The sequence below is a fragment of the Microcoleus sp. T3_B1 genome (assembly GCF_036700445.1).
GTDB lineage: Bacteria > Cyanobacteriota > Cyanobacteriia > Cyanobacteriales > Microcoleaceae > Microcoleus.
The window spans coordinates 1-19,026 of sequence record NZ_JAUBOX010000001.1; the positions used below are offsets into that span (position 1 = coordinate 1).

At 46.3% G+C, this 19,026-nt stretch carries 14 protein-coding genes; 3 read left to right on the forward strand and 11 right to left on the reverse strand.

Annotation, left to right across the window (positions count from 1 at the left end; translation table 11 throughout):
- Positions 1-58: 58 nt before the first annotated feature.
- From QT990_RS00005 to trxB, 3 genes are all read right to left on the reverse strand, one after another.
- Complete coding sequence (locus QT990_RS00005; protein ID WP_333464747.1) at positions 59-1,270, reverse strand: AAA family ATPase; 1,212 nt, start codon at positions 1,268-1,270, stop codon at positions 59-61.
- Between the two features lie 172 nt (positions 1,271-1,442).
- On the reverse strand, positions 1,443-2,327 hold the full coding sequence (locus QT990_RS00010; protein WP_333054802.1) for an ABC transporter permease: 885 nt from the start codon (positions 2,325-2,327) through the stop codon (positions 1,443-1,445).
- 406 nt (positions 2,328-2,733) lie between these two features.
- The gene (gene trxB, locus QT990_RS00015) at positions 2,734-4,104 is read right to left on the reverse strand and encodes a thioredoxin-disulfide reductase (protein ID WP_333464748.1); all 1,371 of its coding nucleotides are present in this window, start codon (positions 4,102-4,104) and stop codon (positions 2,734-2,736) included.
- A 584-nt stretch (positions 4,105-4,688) separates the two neighbouring features.
- On the opposite strand from trxB, the gene QT990_RS00020 reads away from it, so the two are divergent.
- The gene (locus QT990_RS00020; RefSeq protein ID WP_333464749.1) at positions 4,689-5,705 is read left to right on the forward strand and encodes a methyltransferase domain-containing protein; all 1,017 of its coding nucleotides are present in this window, start codon (positions 4,689-4,691) and stop codon (positions 5,703-5,705) included.
- A 614-nt stretch (positions 5,706-6,319) separates the two neighbouring features.
- Here the strand turns inward: QT990_RS00020 and QT990_RS00025 are convergent.
- The 4 genes from QT990_RS00025 to QT990_RS00040 all read right to left on the reverse strand — a co-directional run bounded on the left by QT990_RS00025 (position 6,320) and on the right by QT990_RS00040 (position 10,052).
- Complete coding sequence (locus tag QT990_RS00025; protein WP_333464750.1) at positions 6,320-6,550, reverse strand: addiction module protein; 231 nt, start codon at positions 6,548-6,550, stop codon at positions 6,320-6,322.
- Positions 6,551-6,789: 239 nt separating this feature from the next.
- Positions 6,790-7,710, reverse strand: coding sequence for a hypothetical protein (locus tag QT990_RS00030; RefSeq protein WP_333104996.1), 921 nt, complete (start codon positions 7,708-7,710; stop codon positions 6,790-6,792).
- Positions 7,711-7,739: 29 nt separating this feature from the next.
- Positions 7,740-8,858 (reverse strand): diguanylate cyclase domain-containing protein, encoded by a 1,119-nt coding sequence (locus QT990_RS00035; RefSeq protein ID WP_333464751.1) that lies wholly within the window; start codon positions 8,856-8,858, stop codon positions 7,740-7,742.
- A gap of 699 nt (positions 8,859-9,557) precedes the next feature.
- Positions 9,558-10,052 carry a DUF427 domain-containing protein gene (locus QT990_RS00040; RefSeq protein ID WP_333464752.1) on the reverse strand — a complete coding sequence of 165 codons (495 nt, stop codon included), beginning with the start codon at positions 10,050-10,052 and terminating at the stop codon, positions 9,558-9,560.
- A 113-nt stretch (positions 10,053-10,165) separates the two neighbouring features.
- Between QT990_RS00040 and QT990_RS00045 the strand changes: the two genes are divergently transcribed.
- Positions 10,166-11,446: a GH25 family lysozyme gene (locus QT990_RS00045; protein ID WP_333464753.1), complete on the forward strand. Its 1,281-nt coding sequence runs from the start codon at positions 10,166-10,168 to the stop codon at positions 11,444-11,446.
- A 676-nt stretch (positions 11,447-12,122) separates the two neighbouring features.
- Here QT990_RS00045 and QT990_RS00050 read toward each other — a convergent pair.
- Positions 12,123-12,281 (reverse strand): hypothetical protein, encoded by a 159-nt coding sequence (locus tag QT990_RS00050; protein WP_333305344.1) that lies wholly within the window; start codon positions 12,279-12,281, stop codon positions 12,123-12,125.
- Here QT990_RS00050 and QT990_RS00055 point away from each other — a divergent pair.
- Positions 12,244-14,202, forward strand: a complete 1,959-nt coding sequence (locus QT990_RS00055; protein WP_333305282.1) for a cation:proton antiporter domain-containing protein — start codon at positions 12,244-12,246, stop codon at positions 14,200-14,202. The two genes, QT990_RS00050 and QT990_RS00055, sit on opposite strands and share 38 nt — an antisense overlap.
- A gap of 137 nt (positions 14,203-14,339) precedes the next feature.
- On the opposite strand, the gene QT990_RS00060 is transcribed toward QT990_RS00055, so the two are convergent.
- From QT990_RS00060 to QT990_RS00070, 3 genes are all read right to left on the reverse strand, one after another.
- Positions 14,340-14,738 carry a winged helix-turn-helix domain-containing protein gene (locus QT990_RS00060; RefSeq protein ID WP_333142335.1) on the reverse strand — a complete coding sequence of 133 codons (399 nt, stop codon included), beginning with the start codon at positions 14,736-14,738 and terminating at the stop codon, positions 14,340-14,342.
- 228 nt (positions 14,739-14,966) lie between these two features.
- On the reverse strand, positions 14,967-15,695 hold the full coding sequence (locus QT990_RS00065) for a response regulator transcription factor (protein WP_333464754.1): 729 nt from the start codon (positions 15,693-15,695) through the stop codon (positions 14,967-14,969).
- A gap of 633 nt (positions 15,696-16,328) precedes the next feature.
- Positions 16,329-19,025, reverse strand: a complete 2,697-nt coding sequence (locus tag QT990_RS00070) for a CHAT domain-containing tetratricopeptide repeat protein (protein ID WP_333464755.1) — start codon at positions 19,023-19,025, stop codon at positions 16,329-16,331.
- Between the last annotated feature and the right edge of the window lies 1 nt (position 19,026).

The following is a 19,026-nucleotide window of genomic DNA, read 5'->3' on the forward strand; positions in this document are numbered from 1 at the left end:
GGTTTTTAGCTGGCATTTTTGTAGAGATTGACTAAACTCCTTTTTTATTATACCCTATTTAAAGGTACAACAGCTTACCCCCATTTTTCAGCGGATTTCCCACCTCAAAGAAATCTTCCATCCACAGCGAACCCAGTAAGGCACCGTGTTCCATAAATTGTTTGACTCCCTGCATATCTGCGGTTCTTTTTGCTTGAGTAAAACCTTTTTCATCTCGATATAATACCCATAATTCCTCTGGCTTCAAACTATCCACAAAAAAGGGAGAATGCGTTGTCACCATTAATTGAGTATTCGCAGAAGCCGAACGACATTCTTCTGCAAGCTGAGGTAATAATTGCGGATGCAAATGATTTTCTGGTTCTTCTATTCCCACTAATTGCGGGGGATTGGAATCGAAAAAAACAGTCAAATAAGCTAAGAGTTTTAACGTACCATCGGAGGCATATTTTGCCAGAATAGGATGAGTAAAAGGAGCATCTTTAATTTCCAACAAAAGTCTGCCATCCTGCATGATTGAGGCTTCGACTTTTTCGAGGCGTGGAATACGAACAGAAAGGGTTTTTAGTATTTCTTTTAACCGTTGGGGATGTTGCTCTTTTAGGTATTGGATAACATTGGGTAAATTGTCACCAGTGGGAGATAATCTTTCCTGTGCACCTGCTTCGGGAAGGCTGCGGGTGTGCTCTGCGGTTAAATATGATAAATACCAGCCTGTAATAAAACGTCTTAATGCACTAACGCGGGGATGTTTGGCAAATTGTCCTAATGTATTTACGGCTAAAAATTCAGATGATTCTAGTTTTTCGGTTATCCTTTCACCTTCTTCATCAGGACTTTCGCCACTAATGACTTGTCCTTCCCCTTTTTTGAAGTCTAAAAAACGAAAGGGTTTTCCTTTTCCCGATTGTCCGCGTCGCCAATGCAACCATTCTTCAGCAATGAAGGGACGATTATTTTCTTCATCTATAGCGAGATGATAGGTAATTAAAGGCGAGTCGGATGTCTCTCGATATTTTAATTCAATGATAATGCAGCCTTCGCTGTCTCTGGTGCGTAATTCTCGAAATCGGCCCCGTCTATCCCAGGCTTTTCTGAGGCTTTCGGTAAAACATTCGGATAGGAAAGCGAAAACATCGAAAATAGTTGACTTGCCGCTACCGTTGGGGCCTAAGAATACAGTTAAGGGGGTGAGATTTTTGAGTTGGAGATTGTGCAAAGCACGGTAATTTTGTACTTTGAGATATTCTATACGGGGAATAGATTTCATGATTTCACCTCCTCAATTATAATCTCGGTTTTTTTTATCCTAATTTCTCCTTTAACGAACCGCGAAGACGCGAAGTGCGCGTTCGGCGAAGCCGTTCCCGAAGGGTAGGAAGAAAAGAGAAGAAGAAAAAACTCAAGTCCTGACGGAGAACTTAATTTAACCGCGAGACAGATTACTGCTGATTCCGCAGGCGAGGGTTAACAAACTCGTTTAATCCTTCCCCCACCAAAGACAGTCCCACCACCATTAAAGTCATCGCTAAACCGGGAAACAAAGCTGTCCACCAAATGCCAGTAGGTAGCGCATCTAAAGCTAAACGCAAGTCGTGTCCCCATTCGGGAGTTGCTTCGGGAAGTCCTAATCCGAGAAATCCCAAACCTCCTAATGTTAAAATTGCATCTGCAGCGTTGAGCGCAAACAGCACCGGTACGCTCTGAATCACATTCAGAAACAGGTAGCGCGAAAGCACTGTCCAAGTGTCAGCACCCATTGCTCGCGCGGCTTCGACAAATAATTCGGTTTTGACGCTGACGGTGTGATTCCTGACGACGCGGTAGTATTGAGGGATGTAGGAAATGCTCAGGGCGATCGCAGCATTCAAAACTCCTTTTCCCACTACAAACGCTAGCGTCAAAGAAAGTAGCAGCCCCGGCAAAGTATAAATTGTATCCATTAAAAATAACAGCACTCGATCGAGCTTGCCGCCCAAATAACCGCTAACCAAACCCAGTGGCACACCGATAAACAAACTCAAAGCAGTGGCTAAAATCACCACTTGCCAAGCCGCGCGAGAAGCAAACAGCGTGCGGGAAAACACATCGTAGCCGCTGCGGCTAGTACCAAACCAATAATTCGCCGACGGCGGTTCGTGGATGGGGTTACTCAAAGCCTCGGTAGGATTTTGCAGCCATCCCCAAGCTTGCATAGCTGGAGACAAGGTTGCTACCAATATAAACACGGCAGTTATTGTCAAACCTGCCCACATCATTTTCATTGACAGGCTTGACGGTGAGGCACTGTTGAGAAATCGCGGGAGTCGGAGGCGGCTTTGAGCCATAATGACGATCGACCTATATAAGACTTTTCGATTTTAGTAGCACTCAGGCGCAAAAACCCGGAACAGTCAATCGATTTTAGATTTTAGATTTTAGATTTTCGAGGCGACCCCACGGATAAATGCTCTTTCTTGAGGATTTTCGATTTTCGATTTTGGATTGATTCCACGGATAAATCAGGTGGCGGGTACCACCTTTGAAATTCCTGGTCAAAAATCCTCTTTCTCATTCGCCAAACACTCGCGACAAACCGGGTTTTTTCGCGCGATGGGGCTAAAAAAAACCAGGTTTCCCCCCTGCACGGGACTGGCGCGCAGGGGACAAACCGGGTTTTTGGCAGGTGGGACGCAAGTCGAGTTTAGGTTAAATCTCTCTTGGCAAACCTCAAATCTAAAATCGATCGAATTCCTACAAATTACTGGCAATTAACTCGCGGTACTGGCTTTTCGGCTTAACTCCTTTGAGCTCAGCTACCAAATCTTTGTCTTTGAAATACTGAATCGTCGGTGTACCAATCACGCCAGCATTTTCAGCAATTTCTGGATCTTCTTCGATGTCAATTTCCACGTAGTGGATTTTGCCCTCGAACTCATCTACTACTTTGCTCAAAATCGGCTTGAGGCTGTGGCAAGGCCCGCAACTTGGAGAGGCATATTTGACCACAATCAGTCGATCGCTATCGTGGAACAACTTCCGCAAAGCATAACCTCCTTCGTGGCGCGTGTCTTGGATATCAAAGTTCTCGCTGGTTTTGCGTACTTTTGGAGCTTCCGGCGCTGCTGTGGGTTGCTCGGATGCCTCGGTTTGATGGAATTCCTGCGTTAAACCGTTAACTGACAGCCAACGTTCTGCCAGCATCGCCCCCATGCAGCCACTGCCTGCTGCGGTAATTGCTTGGCGAAACTCGTGGTCTTGCACGTCGCCGACGGCGTAAACTCCCTCGACGCTGGTTTCTACCGAACCGTGTTTGGTAACGATATAACCTACTTCGTCGAGTTCTAACTGACCTTGGAACAGTTGAGTGTTGGGAGTGTGACCGATCGCATAAAACAATCCCTTCACCAGCAAATCGCTCTCAGCGCCCGTCACGATATTTCTAAGTCTCACCCCGTCCATTTTGCCGCCCGCTTCGCCCAAAATATCCAGTGCTTCGGTGTTCCAGTGCACGGTAATTTTGGGATTGCTCAGCACTCGGTCTTGCATGGCTTTGCTCGCGCGCATTTGATCGCGCCGCACCAGCATATGTACGTGAGAGCCGTATTTTGTCAAATAAATAGATTCTTCCGCTGCTGTGTCGCCCGCGCCGATGACAGCTAAGTCTACTCCTTTAAAAATTGGGGTAGCGCCGTCGCAAATCGCACAGGCCGAAATGCCGTGACTCCAAAATACGTGTTCGCTAGGCAGCCCCAGCCTTTTCGCCGTCGCGCCTGTAGCGATTACTATCGTGTGGGTTTTGATTTCTCTGTCTTCCGATCGCACTGTAAACGGACGCTTGGTCAAATCCACCGAAATTACATCTTCTGTGTATAATTCGGCACCCCAGCGCGCTGCTTGAGCTTTCATCCGATCCATGAGTTGCGGCCCGGTGATGCCTTCGGGAAAGCCGGGGAAGTTTTCGACTTCTGTGGTGGTCATCAGTTGACCGCCGGGGACGCCTCCCGTTTGGTAGCCTTCAAAGACTACGGGTTTCAGGTTTGCCCGACCTGCGTAGATTGCTGCTGTGTAGCCTGCTGGGCCTGAGCCGATAATTACTAGGTTTTCTACGGTTTCGTTGGTCATAGCTATTTAATTAAACTCATAACGACTTCGTTTTACTAATTCTAGCAGAGTTCGATCGAGTTTGGTTGGATGCCATTGGGCGATCGAGCATCTGTATCTATTGTTGAGGGTCGATCGGTCTTCGGGGCAATTCCAGCTACTTTCATAAGCAAAAACAATCTAAAAGTCGATTTAGTTTTAAATGTTCGATCTATTTTAAGGGCTGAAATCTTAAGAAAATCTAAAGACGACCAAACTTATTGACTTCATTCTCAATTATTTTACCTATTTACTTGTTTTGAGGCTTGTGGTACGATTTTCACAATCCAGGGGCATTATGACTAATTTAAGTTTTTGACGCTGAAAGCTTTTAAAATCGTAAAATTAACGAATTCGCAAATGTAATAAGTACAATTATTTATGCAAAATCCGCATTTTATGGTTTAAGAATTGTAACGGAGATTTTGCCGGATTTGACAAAATACAGTATTTGTGGTATGCAAGGTGCGATCGGGGGAAAATTAGAAGGAAATTTTTAACCGCTTTGGAAGCACAGGCGGGACGCCCGTGCCACGATAAACATAGAATTTTGTAATTGTGTCTAGATGGATAAAATCAAGATATTGTTTGTATGCAGCCGGAATAAGTGGAGGAGTTTGACTGCCGAGAAAATATGCGAGAAGGTTAGTGGCTACAGCGTGCGATCGGCTGGAACCGAAAAAGGTGCAAGAATTAGAGTAACTGAGGGTTTGCTGGGGTGGGCAGATTTGATATTTGTGATGGAGAAGAAGCATGGCGATCGACTTCGCAGCAAATTTCCCGAAAGTCTCGAAGGCAAGAAAGTTATTTGCCTGCAAATCCCGGACAATTACGAATATATGGAACCGGAATTAGTCGAGCTTTTGCAGGCGAAACTGAATCCCTATATGGAAATTCCAGAGAACCAGATAAATTTTATGCAGCGAGTTTTGGAACCGGAAGTGATGGATTCCTTGGAAGAGGCGATCGAATACGATTCGATGGATTTTGCTGAGGTTAATGCTGCTTTTGCTCAGAGTGCTGCGGCGTTGGGGCCGGTTTTTGGAAACGTTTTGGATGCGGGGACGGGTACGGCGAGAATTCCGATCGCAATTTCTCAACTGCGGCCAGCATGGAAATTGACTTGCATTGATTTGTCGGCAAATATGCTGAAAGTCGGGGCCCAAAATGTGGAAAAGGCTGGCGTGCGATCGCAAATTAGTCTCGAATTAATCGATGCTAAGGCAATGCCTTACCCTGACAATTATTTTGACATGGTGATTTCCAACAGCATTATCCACCATTTGCCCGATCCACTGCCGTTTTTGCAGGAAGTGCAGCGGGTGTTGAAGCCGCAGGGAGCAATTTTTTTGCGGGATTTGCTGCGGCCGGAAAAAGCGGAAATCAGGGATAATTTAGTCAATCTGTATGCGGGAGATTGCAACGCGCATCAGAAACAGTTATTCAGCGATTCGTTGCAAGCAGCATTTACGCTGGATGAAGTTGAGGAGATGATCCAAAATGCCGGGTTGGATGGGTTGAGGATTTATGAATCTTCAGACAGACACTGGACGGCAGAACGTGCTTGGTGCGAGTCTTTGTAGGCACGGGGCGATCGTCCCATATATCTCCTATTCATAAAATTCTTAGACTCGTGACTGCCAAGTTTTCGGTTCTCGCTTGCTGTGAAATATCGCGAGAACTACAATTTGTTCCGGTTCAACACGGTAGTAAATTAACTACCAGCCGGGAAGTCCCGGGCGTATATTTAGAGGGGATTAATCTGAGCGCTGCGCGAAGTACCCCGTTGGGAATTACGCCCGCGTGATGGAAAGAAGCGTCGGGTGTAGGTACGGAAACCGACAATTATTTCTGTATACCCATTGATAATCTGGAAATACTCTGGTACTGTATTAGTAAGTGGGGGTGGAACTACCTCACTATAAAAAGCCTTTGCAAAAAAGGAAATACGAAGCCTGCGTACTAACGGTACTCCGTTGAACGCCTGGTTTGTTCACGTAGGGAAACTTTCGCACGACAATCCGCCTCATTTCTTGGAAAACAATTGAGTAAGCTTCTGGCGTCGCGCTAATTTGATCGAGTGCTTCTTCTACACGATTGAGAAACTCTACTCCAAGTCCTGCACTTTGTTGCTCGTACTAATCAACAGCCTCATCAAACTCTTCCTGTGCAGCCGGACGCAGGACAATAGAAAGGCTCACTGTTGCAACCTCGCCATTGTTCTAGCTTTTACTTGTTGCCAAGAAATAACCGCATTGGGGTTTGTTTCGTGGTCTAGCAGGCGACGAGATAGCTCTATCCTTTGAGATTCAGTTAATTCAAGATGTTCGGGATCGGCGCTTATGCTGTCCCATATCGCTTGTACTAAGCGAATTCTGTCATTAACGCTCAAACTAATAATTTCTGCAAGAGTACCAGTGAGATCCATAGCTTAAAAATGCGTTAAAGCTAAATACTTGTCCAAATTTTATCACAAAGATTTCTCGAAAGGAGCGATCGCGCCTTTTTAGCTATGAGCCGTACCGTTGCGCGATCGGCTTCTTATTTAATTACTTTTTTCAGACCGGAAAAAATAGTATGGTTGAACCGCGAAGACGCGTTCGGCGAAGCCGTTCCCGAAAGGTAGGATACGAAGAAAGAATCAGGAAGAAAAAGCCAGAATCAGCGTTAGGGTAATGGAATTATGCGGCGCATGAGGTTTCCGCTAATGTCTTCATCCAACCACTCAAGTGCATCGGGTTCCCAGTAGGCAGTTGCTAGCGGCAACCAACCAAAAAAAGAGCCAAGTCCACCGCAAATGGAGCATCCGCCGTCTCCGCCTCGGACTGTATGTTTGTCGCTAATTACCTCGCCATCGTAAGGATTTTGAGCGATGTGGAGTCCGAAAAGGTTGGGCTGCAAGTGGAGTTTCCAGTCGGCTGCCTTGTCAGTTGGGTAGCAATCGCTAGGATTTAAGTCTCCCCAGCGAAATAGAGTGGTACTTCCGGCACCGCAGGCATACTCCCATTCGTCGAAAGTTAGCAAGCGGAGTCCTTCAGTCGCCAATTCAGTCGCGAGGTCTTCTGGCGTTTTGCTCGTAATTTCCCAAGCAGCAACCGCACCATCCTCAGCGCGATCGAATCCGTATCTCTCGTTACATATCATCCTCTGCCTGTCTGGAAACTCTTTTAATAAATTCTGGATTTTAAGTGACTCCGAACTAATTGCCTCAAGACCGATTTTTGTCGGTTGAATTTCTACAAGCATCGGCGAAAATGTCACCTTTCGAGGAGGTGTAGTGACGCTTTGGACGTAAGAGTATATATCTCGATCGATCTCATACACCTCGGCAGTATATTGAAATGATTCAATTTGCTCGTCTGTCGGGCGAAAGTTGCCGGCTTCGCATCCAATTTGGACTTCGCCTCCTGGCATCAGAGAAAATAAAGCTCCTCCATACTCAAAAATGGCAATAGAGAGTTCGGAGCCCCCATCAGGGTAAAATCGCAAACCTTTAAAAATTACTGACTGTGGCAGATGTGCTGCTAATTCCTGTGAGTAGCGATTTTTTTGTTCTTCGCTCAATTTTTGCCATTCCTGCAATTCCATAAGCCAAAAGTTCCTGAACTCAACCTCTTCTACTTATCTAATTTTATAGCATCTAAAATCACTCGATCGCGCCCTAAGTCTTTAGCTTGATAAAGCGAACGGTCTGCCGCCGCAAGCAGTTTTCCCGGGGAAGTTTCGGACACAGGAAACGTACTCGCTACCCCCAAACTCAGCGTTACGAAAGAACACACCGCTGAATTAAGGTGTTCGATTTCTAGTTCTTTGACGCAAACTCGAATTCGCTCTGCAATCCAAACAGCTATTTCAGACGAAGTGCGGGGTAAAATTACCGCAAATTCTTCACCTCCGTAACGAGCTACCAGAGTCTCCCCCGAAACTGCGCCTGCTGAGTAATGTACAGCCTCAACAATAGTTTTGGCTACCTGCTGCAAGCAAGCATCTCCCGCCTGATGTCCGTAAGTATCGTTGTATGTCTTAAAAAAGTCAACATCGCATAAAATCAAAGATAGTTCTGCTGCTGCTTCTCCCAATTCTTGCCATTTTTTCTCTAAGTATTCGTTAAAACAGTGGCGGTTGGCAATCTGAGTTAAGCCATCTAAGTTTGCAAGGCGATACAATTCGGAATTAGCTGCTTTTAATTGAGAATTAGCTGCTTCTAACTCGGATTGCGTGAGCGATAAATTGTAATAAAGTTCGCTCATAGACCAAGTAGCTTGTTGGTGAATTTGGGATAAAGCTACCCACAGTTGATGCACGTCTAAAAGTCGGTAAACTTGAGGTTCTAACTGCACAACAATCGGCTCGTAAAGCAGTTCCGGCGGTCGCTGCACGGAGCGCTGAGCTGCCATGACAATTAAGGCTACTCCTGGTAAAATCAAAATATCGGTTTGAGCTATTTGATACAAGGCTATAATCGGTCTGCAAGCAAATATATCTACTCCGTAAGGGCGGCTCATGCGTTCCATAAATCGCCGACGCGATATCATCCCTAAAAATTCCCCATTTACGGTCAAGATAACTCCCGGAAGCAGCGGGTGAGATTGAAACAACCGAGCTACTTCTTTGGCTAGATATGAGGAGTCAACCTGAAAATTGAATAGAGCCAGATCCTTAAGGGTAGACTCTAAAGATAAATTTTGGGGTGAGTTTTCTGGCGAGTTAGACGGCTCAATAAATTCAACAGACACAGCGCAGATCCGAATAAACAATAAACCAGCAACAAAGCTAGTGTCAGCTCTTAAATTATATAATTATTTATTTCTTACCATTGGTTGTATTATTTACTACACTATTTTTTCCGAAGGGAAGAAGCGGCCGCGTGAGTTTTTGCCGTAGCTGCATTGCAGTGATTCATGCTCACTAAATTACAGATTTATTGAATTATTCTCGATTTTTCCTCGATTTTTTACTAGGGGCTTTTTACGGCGTAAAAAAACCGATTTCGGCGCCATTCCTCAACTCATGGACTGAAAGCATCCAGGATACAAGCCCCCGTACTCATTCCTTCGCAGACTCAGAACCCAGAAATAAAAAACCTGTATCCGATAAACCAGCCCCCCGAATTTATCCCTGGGGTCAGTCGATTTTCGATTTTCGATTTTCGATTTTCGATTTACCCCACAGATAAATCTAGGAGCTTGAACTAGGGTCTAAAATTTTTATTTTTCCACGACTCCTGTCGGGGGCTTGTATCCGTTTTTGGCCTGGGTCAATGCTTCAATTCTAAAATCTAAAATCTAAAATCTAAAATCTAAAATCGATTGACGGTACACACAAACTCAAGAAACCTGGTTTTTAAACCGGGGTCGAGGCTGTAACGAGGTTTTGCGTAAAAAACGCGGTGTCTGCCCCTGTCCTCCACTCAAAATTCAAAACTCAACATTCCCTCACCACCCCCAAGTTCCTTCCCCTCCCTTAAACGGGCCGACAATATCTTTGGTAATCCAGCCGCCGTAAAAATCCCCTGGTTGAGATTGCACTAATTCTCCGTCTACATAACAGGCATCCATCTTGCTGGGATAAAAAGCCACATAATCTTTAATAGCTGCAAAAACCTGATTAGGATTGGGATAAAACCAAGCAGCATTTACTACTTCTTTCGACTCTACCGTCACAGTGTAATAACCGGCTTGTCCCTTCCACTCGCACCAAGAGCCTCGTAAAGTTTTGTGCAAATATTCCATTTTGATGTCATCGGGGCAGATATAGTAGGCAGGAGGGTGACTCGTCTCCAATACCCGCTGAGGACGGCGCGTGTCGGCGATCGTCACTCCATTAAAAATTATCTGTACGTGTTTGGTCGATTCCTCAAGCCGAGGGGGACGTGGGTAATCCCAAACAGACTCTTCACCAGGGCCGGGCTCTATTCGATCGAAGTTCATGTGCACAATCTCCACTGCAAAAAAAACACTTAGCGACTTAGCATTACAATTTAATGTACCCTTAATCGAGTCGCTGCTTCAGAGCAAACCAGCTTTTCTCAACCCTTGGTAATATGAGTATTCGCGGTATAGATGTTTCCGACTACCAGCCCAATGTCAATTGGCAAGCAGTTGCCAGGGATGGTATTACCTTCAGTTTTGTCAAATCGACCGAGGGTGCAACGTTCGTTGCCCAAACTTTCGCTCGCAATTGGGCGGCGATGAAAGCGGCGGGGATTCAACGCGGTGCTTACCACTTTTTTCGACCTGCAAGCAGCATTCAAGGACAAATAGATTTGTTCTTGAAAACTGTAAAACTCGAAGCGGGGGATTTGCCCGCAGTCTTGGATATCGAAACTACAGGCGGTTTGAGTGCGGATCAATTGTGCGATCGAGCCGCAATTTGGCTAGAAGCCGTCGAAAAAGCCACCTTGATGCGACCGATTATCTACACCTACCCCGGTTTCTGGGACAACCTGGGGACAACACGGTTTGCCGATTACCCACTGTGGATTGCTCACTATACCACTGCTGAGGAACCTTGGGTTCCCGGCGGCTGGAAAACTTGGACTTTTTGGCAGTACAGCGACAGCGGCAGCGTCTCCGGCGTATCGGGCAATGTAGACACCAATATTTATGAAAGCGTCCGAGAAGGCGCCGTAAGTTATAAAGTTGCAGACATCCAGAGGGAATTAAGAATTAAAGGTTTCTATCAAGGCGCGATGGACGGTAAATTTGGAGCCAACACCACAGCGGCGCTAATCTCGTTTCAGAAATCTCAAGGTCTCAATCCAGACGGCATTGCCAGCCTCAAAACCTGGGCCGCTTTGATGCGAAAATCTCCCAAAGTAGTTGTCCCCCCTCCAGCGCCGACACCCACTCCGCGGCCGACACCCACTCCGACTCCCACTCCCATATCAGACGTGCGGCTGACTCAGGTATTCTCGTCTTATCAAGCTAAGGCTAGCCAAGATACTGCCTTAATTTGGCTGCAAAGTCAGGTTCCTACCTCTGTTTTAGCGGACTTTGCTCAAAAATGGCGGGCAACTGCCTTACCTCCAGACACTAATTTGCGATTGATAGATGTCGGCAAATTTTATCGCGGTTTAGCACAACAAGACCAAGCTTTAGATTGGCTGCAAAAACAACTTTCTCCGGCTATTATTAACGAGTTTGCACAAAAATGGCGCTCTCAATCTATTGTCACTAATTCTCCGATTCGGCTGATAGATGCGTGCAAATTTTATCGGGCTGCACCAAACCAGAACCAGGCTTTAGATTGGCTGGAAGGGCGAATTTCGCCGGCAATTCTATCGGAGTTTCTTCGCAGGTGGCAGAATGCCAATCGATTATAGATTATAGATTTGAGATTGACTCTACAGATGAATCTTGCGATTTTAGATTTTATATCATGTCCGATCGAGTGACCGCGATTAAAAGGGCGGGTTTTTGAGATGGTCAATTATTGGCCGGTATTGTTGGCTCACGGGCCCCTACCGTATTAGGGGTAATCGACCGGACATAATATTAGATGGGAACTCTACTCTAAAGATGAGTCTGAGGGCGATCGATTAGATTTTAGATTTGAGATTGACTCTACAGATGAATCATGGGATTTTAGAGTTTTTTAGATGGAAACTACTCTAAAGATGAGTCTGGCGGCGATCGATTTGAGATGTGAGCTTTTTGATTGGAGATTGACAATCAAGCATCTAGGATACAAGCCCCCGGATTCATTCCGAAAGCAGACTCAGGACCGGTGAAATAAAAAACCTGTATCCGATGAAACTTGCCGAACGTATTTATCCGTGGGGTCAATGCTTCAATTCTTTAATCTAAAATCTAAAATCTAAAATCGCGCAATCGATTGACTCCCCATCAAAATTAGTCAAACCCTCTCCCTCTCTGCCCGCACCCCATCAGACTCTCGAACATAACAGATAATCTCTCGCTTAGCTACAGCGATCTGCCATCTTTGACGCCAAGAGAATTATCTGATAAAGTTATAGCGACTATCAAGGTTTTTTAATCTTATTGGGAAAAATGCAGGGCCGTGCCGAGTTTGTAAGCTGCGCCGAAAATAGCGCCTGCACTCCAATTACCCGCGATCGCACATTTAAAACTAAGCGGGCAGCCTGTAACAATAATATCTATGGAAATCCCCTTTAACATCACCCAGTTGATGGTCATGACCGTCATCTGTGGCATCAGCGCTCAAGTTCTCGCCGCTTATCTGAAAGTTCCGGCGATCGTCTTTTTGCTGTTGTTTGGCATTTTAGCCGGTCCAGACTGCTTCGGAGTGCTGCACCCCAATCTGCTGGGCAGCGGTTTGGAAGTTATGGTATCCCTTTGCGTAGCTTTAATTCTGTTTGAAGGCGGCTTGAATTTGGAATTGCGAGACTTAGGCAAAGTTTCCGGCAGCATCCGCAATTTAGTTACGGTAGGCACTTTAATTACGCTAATAGGCGGCGGAATGGCCGCACACTGGTTGGGGGAATTTCCCTGGCCGATCGCATTTCTGTATGCTTCTCTAGTAGTCGTCACAGGCCCGACGGTAATCGGCCCTTTGCTCAAACAAGTATCCGTTGACAAAAAAGTTGCCGCCTTGCTAGAAGCAGAAGGCGTTTTAATCGATCCTGTCGGGGCAATTCTGGCAGTATTGGTGCTGAATATTATTTTGAACGGCAATGCTGATTTGCTGGTTGTGTTCCGAGATTTAATCGTGCGACTCTTCGTTGGCGCAGTCATCGGAGTTGCAGGAGGTTGGCTGCTGGGATTCATTCTCAAGCGATCGCAATTTCTCTCCGAAGACCTCAAAAACTTAGTAGTTTTAGCTGGTTTGTGGGGATTTTTCGGCTTAGCAGAAGAAATCCGCAGCGAATCGGGACTGATGGCAACAGTCCTCTCCGGCATCGTCCTCAGAGCCGCTGCTGTCCCGGAAGAAAGGCTGCTGAGGAGGTTTAAAGGTCAACTCACAGTCCTGGCTATTTCCATGCTGTTCGTGCTGCTGGCGGCCGATTTATCCCTCGCTAGTGTGGTCGCGCTCGGTTGGGGAAGTTTGTTTACAGTTTTAGCTTTAATGTGGGTAGTGCGGCCGATCAACGTTTGGCTGTGTACTTGGAACAGCGGACTGAATTGGCGGCAGAAATTATTTGTTTGTTGGGTAGCGCCGAGGGGAATTGTCTCAGCGTCGATCGCATCTTTATTTGCAATTTTGCTCACCCAGCGGGGAATCAACGGCGGCGACTCGATTAAAGCCTTAGTTTTCCTAACAATTATTATGACAGTTTTCGTCCAGGGACTAACCGCCGGACGGATGGCTCAAATTTTGGGCATCACCTCAAAATCCGCAACAGGTGCAGCAATTGTCGGGTCAAATCCTTTGAGCAGATTAATTGCTCGCTTGTTTCAAGAACGCGGAGAATCGGTGGCAATTATCGACACAAATCCCGAAGCTTGCGAACAAGCAGAACGAGAGGGTTTGCGGGTGTTTTTGAGCAGTGCTCTGGATCACAGCGTGTTAGAAGAAGCCGGACTGGAATCGATGGGAACTTTTCTGGCAATGACTAACAACGGCGAGGTAAACTTAGTGTTAGCTCAGCGAGCGGCCGAAGAGTTTGCACCGCCGAGGGTTTTGGCAATATTCCCCAAAGATCCGCAAGCAAATACGCCTGCAAATCCGACTAAAATCAATCAAGCTTTTGTCTCCGATTTGTCGCTGAAGGATTGGAACGAATATTTAAGCGACGGCGAAGTGAAATTGGGGGAAACTGAGTTAAAAACAGAGGGATTGCAGTTTCAGATTGCTCACTTGCAAGCTTTGGTTAAAGCCGGGGAGTTGGCGCCGCTGCTGCTGGAAAGGCAAGGGTACTTGCAAGTAGTGTCGGCGACTCAGATTTGGCAAGCAGGCGATCGAATTATTTATTTGCTGTACGATCCGACACCGAAATTGTTGAAAAGATTGTCGGGTTCGTCGCAGTCTCGTTTGACTATGGAAAAGCATCAGGTAGTTGAAGAAGTGCCAATTCCTTCTCCGGTTTTAGAGGAGGTTTTGGAGTCAGCGGAAATAGCAAAGGATGCTAAAGTTTTGCAGCCACCAGTTTCGCGATAAGGGTTAGTATCCCGATCGTACTCTATAATCTGCTTGTCGCGATCGCGGCTTTGCTTTCATCGATCGGCATAAAAATACAGCAGGTAAATTGACCAGACTATAGCGGTGTTCAATTTACCTGATATAATAATGATTCTTCAATTAGAAACTACCCTGTGATTGCGAGCGATCGGATGGAAAATGTAACCGTATCCTTGAGTAGTTTTAATGAAATTCGGCACTGCGGCATCGACTTTAGCCATTTTCCTGCGAATCAGACGGATATACACGTCCACCACTTGCTCGTCTCGTGCGTCATTGCATTTCCATCCCCAAACTTTTTCGATTAGCTGTTGGCGACTCCAGGCTTTACCCGAATGAATGGCTAAAAAATGCAATAGCTGAAATTCTAAAGGTGTGAGAGCTAAAGTTTTCTCTTTCAATCTCACCTCTCTACTGATTAAATCGATCGCTAGTTCACCGAAGACAAGATTGCGGACGGGGGCGTCATCCTCTACAACCAGAATTTGGGAATTTCGAGCGGTAGATATCGTCATAATTTTTGACTCTATTGCGACTATTTCAAAGTTCAAGAAAGCGAGTAAGCTGTTCACCATGTAAAACTCAGAGGCTATCTAAGCAAGTATTGGGTTTCAGTCTGTAAAATACGCAGTTTAAATGCTAAACAGCTTAACAGTCTTTTAATTAGCCCTTAGATATCCCCTTGCACGCTTAATAAAGAGGGGAAGATGCTTCAAAGTCCTCCTTCTTAAGGAAGGACTGTTTCAATTACAAACTACCTTGTTACTCCGAGCGCTCGGAGCAAAACTGTAACCGTATCCCCGAACAGTTTGAATAAAATTGGGAACAGCGGCATCAACTTTAGCCATTTTCCTGCGAATTTGGCCGATATGCACGTCCACCACTCGCTCTTCGGTTGCATAATTGGATTTCCACCCCCAAACTTTTTCGATTAGCTGTTGGCGGCTGCAAGCTTTACCCGAATGAGTTGCCAAAAAACACAATATTTCAAATTCTAAGGCTGTCAGCGTTAGAATTTGCTCCTTCAATCTCACCTGCCTACCCACTAAATCGATCGCTAATTGACCGAAGATAAGGTTGGGCGGAGCGACGGATCTCGCCCGCCTCAACAAGACTTCAACTCTCACTGCCAATTCTTCAAGATTAAACGGTTTGCAAATAAAATCATCGGCACCTGCTTTCATGATTTTAATCCGATCTTCTTGGCCGGTGCGGCTGCTCAGAATTGCAACTAAAACATTAGTTTGATTTTGCATTTCTTGGCAGAGTTTATACCCAGTTGTGTCTGGTAAATTCCAATCCAATATCACCAGAACTGGGTTAAATTCCTCAAAAATTTCGAGAGCAGTTTTGCCGTCTGCGGCAACTTGTACTTGATATGTCTGGTTCAAAAAGCGGTAGACGAGAGTGCGGACGGGGGCGTCATCTTCTACAAGCAGAATTTTGTGATTTTGACCAGTAGATATTGTCATAATGTTCGACTCTCTTGTTAGTTAATTGTGCCAAGTTAGGAATTGTAGGTTCAAACTCTGTTCTAATCAGATCCATTCTTTACTTAAATCTTAAGCAGCTCCGATCAAAAAATCATTCGTTCTACCCACAGAGTTGATGAAGTATCAGGTGCAAACTTGATTGCGGGAAAGTGCAACGTATGCGAATATCAGGACTTACGCATTGGGACGTAGTTCTGTCCTTCTGAGTAAAACGAAGAATCTCCAGCCCTATAAAAAGTTAAACCTATAGTCCGGCAGGGGTTTTAACCCCTGCCTCAAAGCGAAAGTCCTCGCTATCAGGACTCAGAAGAAAAGTCCGGGTTTTCCACCCCCTTTATGATTCGGCGGTTGAAACCGCTACTACACACACGAAGTCTGCCTCCGCAGACTAAGAAATAAAGAGGGTATTTAAGTTAGATTTGGTATTAGTCCTCATAGCGAGGACTTTCGCTATAAGCCCCGTGGAATTCATTCCCGCTAAGGACTACCGGGTGGGCGGGAGGACTGGGCAGATGACAGCTTCAGATCAACCTGCAAAAGTGCTGTAAAAACAAACGATTGCGATTAAAATTTAGTAGAAAAACATTGAGCTGATTCGCTATTCATAAAAACTTACTCTGATTCCCCAATAAGAGTAAATGCCGCCCAATTTCGCGGCTGGGGATGAGTTTTCATCGTGGTTAACATCGCTTGCCGCAATGCCTGTGCTTTGTCGGGATTATTTTGCAAGTTTTGGTAAAACGATCGCATCAATTCGGATGTCGGCGCATCGGGAACCGCCCATAAAGAAACAATTACACTCGGCACTCCTGCTGAAATCAAAGCGCGCGACAAGCCAATCACGCCATCCCCGGTAATTCTGCCTTCTCCAGTGTTGCAAGCACTCAAAACGACTAAATTTGCTTGCAGTTTCATATCGAAAATCTCTTCTGCGGTCAATAAGCCGTCATCGCTGCCAGAGGGAGCCAGCGCGATCGCACTTCCCAATCCGCGCACATCATCCAGCAATCCATGTGTTGCCAGATGAATAATCGATGCTTGGGGCATTTTTGGGACGATCGCAGCTTTTGTACCTTGAGCGCCTGTGATGGCTTGGGTTTTGAGCAGAGGGGCGATCGCTCTGGCTTCGGCTTCGGCTCCAGGTAGAGGAGACAATTGCCGTTTGGGTTCTCCCGGAGAGAGAGACACACTCGGCATCGTGGGATTGCCCAAGACTAAAGCGTTACCGCTATGGGATGCCTGAGATGCTAACTTCTGTCGTTGTTGTCGGGTTAATGCCAGAACTTGAATCGAAGGTGCAGTTAAGATGGTGTGTTTCTCGATTAAGTAAGTGCCGTTGGCATCTTGGAGAGCGGGGAAGGGCACTTGGAAGAGCGAAGCTTGAGGAATGAAAATGACATGGGCATTGGGATCTTTTGGTAGAAGCGTTTGAATTGGATCGATCAGCAGTTGATGCAGCGTCGGTAAATCGGGTTGGGTTTGAAGAACGGGGGAACTGCCACGACTGCGGACGGCAAGGAATTCTTGATTGCCAATAATTAGATCGGCTAGGGAGACTTTGTGCTGCTGCCAGAGAGGTTTGAGGTCTACCTGGCGGAAGGTGATTTCGCCCGTGGGTTGAATCACCCAAATGTAGAGCGCGGATTCTCGCCCTACTTGTTTGCCCTGAATCTGAAAGTTGTCGTAGATGATGGAATACTGCACCAAAGTGGCGTTCTGTGCTTTGGCGATTTGTCGGATTTGATCCTGGTTGGGAGAAGTGTTAATAACGGGATTGGTAGAACCTGACGATAAGCGTTCTGTCAGGAGATCGACAAAGGCACGAGCACGTCCCCGTTCGGCAATTTCTAAAGCGGCGATCGGGTTATTCTGAGCCACTCGGACTGTTTGTAAAGTCCGATAAGTGTTAGCTTGTCCTTCAAAGATGGAGACTTTATTCGCGTCGTTGGAGCCGACCATTTGCCGCATCGATTCCCAAACTTGAATCCCATTGATGAGCATTTTTTCCGCTTCTGTGGGGTTACCAGCTTTCAAGAAAGCCACTCCGAGGTTGCTGAGTGCATCACCCTCCTCAAGGGGGTTTTTAATTTCGCGGGCGATCGCTAACTGTTGCTGTGAATACTCGATCGCTTTGGCATAGTTGCCCAAATAGAGGTAAGCGAGTCCCAAATTGCCGAGTGATCCACCTTCCCCGTCGCGGTCTTTAATTTCGCGGGCGATCGCTAACTGTTGCTGTGAATACTCGATCGCTTTGGCATAGTTGCCCAGAGAGTGGTAAGCAACTCCGAAAGTCTCCAATGCCACACTCTCCCCAAGGCGGTCTTTAATTTCGCGTGCGATGGCTAAACTCTGCTGTGCATAATCAAGGGCTTTGGCATAGTTGCCCAGAGAATGGTAAATGACTCCCAAATTTCTCAGTACCCCACCTTCCTCTTGGCGGTCTTTAATTTCGCGTGCGACGGCTAAACTCTGGTGTGCATACTCAATGGCTTGGGCATAGTTGCCCAAAGAACGGTAAATGACTCCCAAATTTCTCAGTGCCCCACCTTCCCCTTGGCCGTCTTTAATTTCGCGGGCGATGGCTAACTTTTGCTGTGTATACTCAATGGCTTTGGCATAGTTGCCCAAATAGAGGTAAGCGCCTCCCAAATTGCCCAGTGCTGTCCCTTCTCCGTCCCGGTCTTTAATTTCGCGTGCGATGGCTAAACTCTGCTGTGCATACTCAATGGCTTTGGCATAGTTGCCCAGAGATTTGTAAGCGATTCCCAAATTGCCTAGTGCTGCGCCTTCCCCAAAGCGGTTTTTAATTTCGCGGGCAATGGTTAAACTCTGCTGTCCATACTCTATCGCTTTGGCATAATTGCCCAGAGATTTGTAAGCGATTCCCAAATTGCCTAGTGCTGCCCATTCTCCGTCGCGGTCTTTAATTTCGCGGGCGATGACTAAACTCTGCTGCATATACTCAATGGCTTTGGCATAGTTGCCCAGATAGCGGTAAGCACCTCCCAAATTGTTCAGTACCCCACCTTCCCCTTCGTGGTTTTTGAGGGCGCGATAAATTTGCAGTGCCTGTTGCCAAGAATTCAGCGCTGCTGGGAATTGGCGAGTCTGAAATTGTTGGTTGCCCTGCTGCCACAGCCGATCGGCCTCTGCTTCACTAGCCTCGATCGCCTGAGCAGCAGCCGGGAGTGGGGAGTGCGGAGGAATGTAAAAGGCAACAGACAAAAGGCAAAAGGCGAGGGGAAAGAGGAAGCCCGATCGCACTTTACGATTACTGGATTTGAGCAGTTTTAGCGAGAAAGGCTTCATG

Coding starts and splice junctions, on each gene's coding strand:
- QT990_RS00040 (WP_333464752.1), bottom strand. CDS start 10,052: ATGAACTTCGATCGAATAGAGCCCGGCCCTGGTGAAGAGTCTGTTTGG.
- QT990_RS00070 (WP_333464755.1), bottom strand. CDS start 19,025: ATGAAGCCTTTCTCGCTAAAACTGCTCAAATCCAGTAATCGTAAAGTG.
- QT990_RS00050 (WP_333305344.1), bottom strand. CDS start 12,281: ATGACCATCAACTGGGTGATGTTAAAGGGGATTTCCATAGATATTATT.
- QT990_RS00060 (WP_333142335.1), bottom strand. CDS start 14,738: ATGACGATATCTACCGCTCGAAATTCCCAAATTCTGGTTGTAGAGGAT.
- QT990_RS00030 (WP_333104996.1), bottom strand. CDS start 7,710: ATGGAATTGCAGGAATGGCAAAAATTGAGCGAAGAACAAAAAAATCGC.
- QT990_RS00010 (WP_333054802.1), bottom strand. CDS start 2,327: ATGGCTCAAAGCCGCCTCCGACTCCCGCGATTTCTCAACAGTGCCTCA.
- QT990_RS00005 (WP_333464747.1), bottom strand. CDS start 1,270: ATGAAATCTATTCCCCGTATAGAATATCTCAAAGTACAAAATTACCGT.
- QT990_RS00055 (WP_333305282.1), top strand. CDS start 12,244: ATGGAAATCCCCTTTAACATCACCCAGTTGATGGTCATGACCGTCATC.
- QT990_RS00025 (WP_333464750.1), bottom strand. CDS start 6,550: ATGGATCTCACTGGTACTCTTGCAGAAATTATTAGTTTGAGCGTTAAT.
- QT990_RS00065 (WP_333464754.1), bottom strand. CDS start 15,695: ATGACAATATCTACTGGTCAAAATCACAAAATTCTGCTTGTAGAAGAT.
- QT990_RS00020 (WP_333464749.1), top strand. CDS start 4,689: ATGGATAAAATCAAGATATTGTTTGTATGCAGCCGGAATAAGTGGAGG.
- trxB (WP_333464748.1), bottom strand. CDS start 4,104: ATGACCAACGAAACCGTAGAAAACCTAGTAATTATCGGCTCAGGCCCA.
- QT990_RS00045 (WP_333464753.1), top strand. CDS start 10,166: ATGAGTATTCGCGGTATAGATGTTTCCGACTACCAGCCCAATGTCAAT.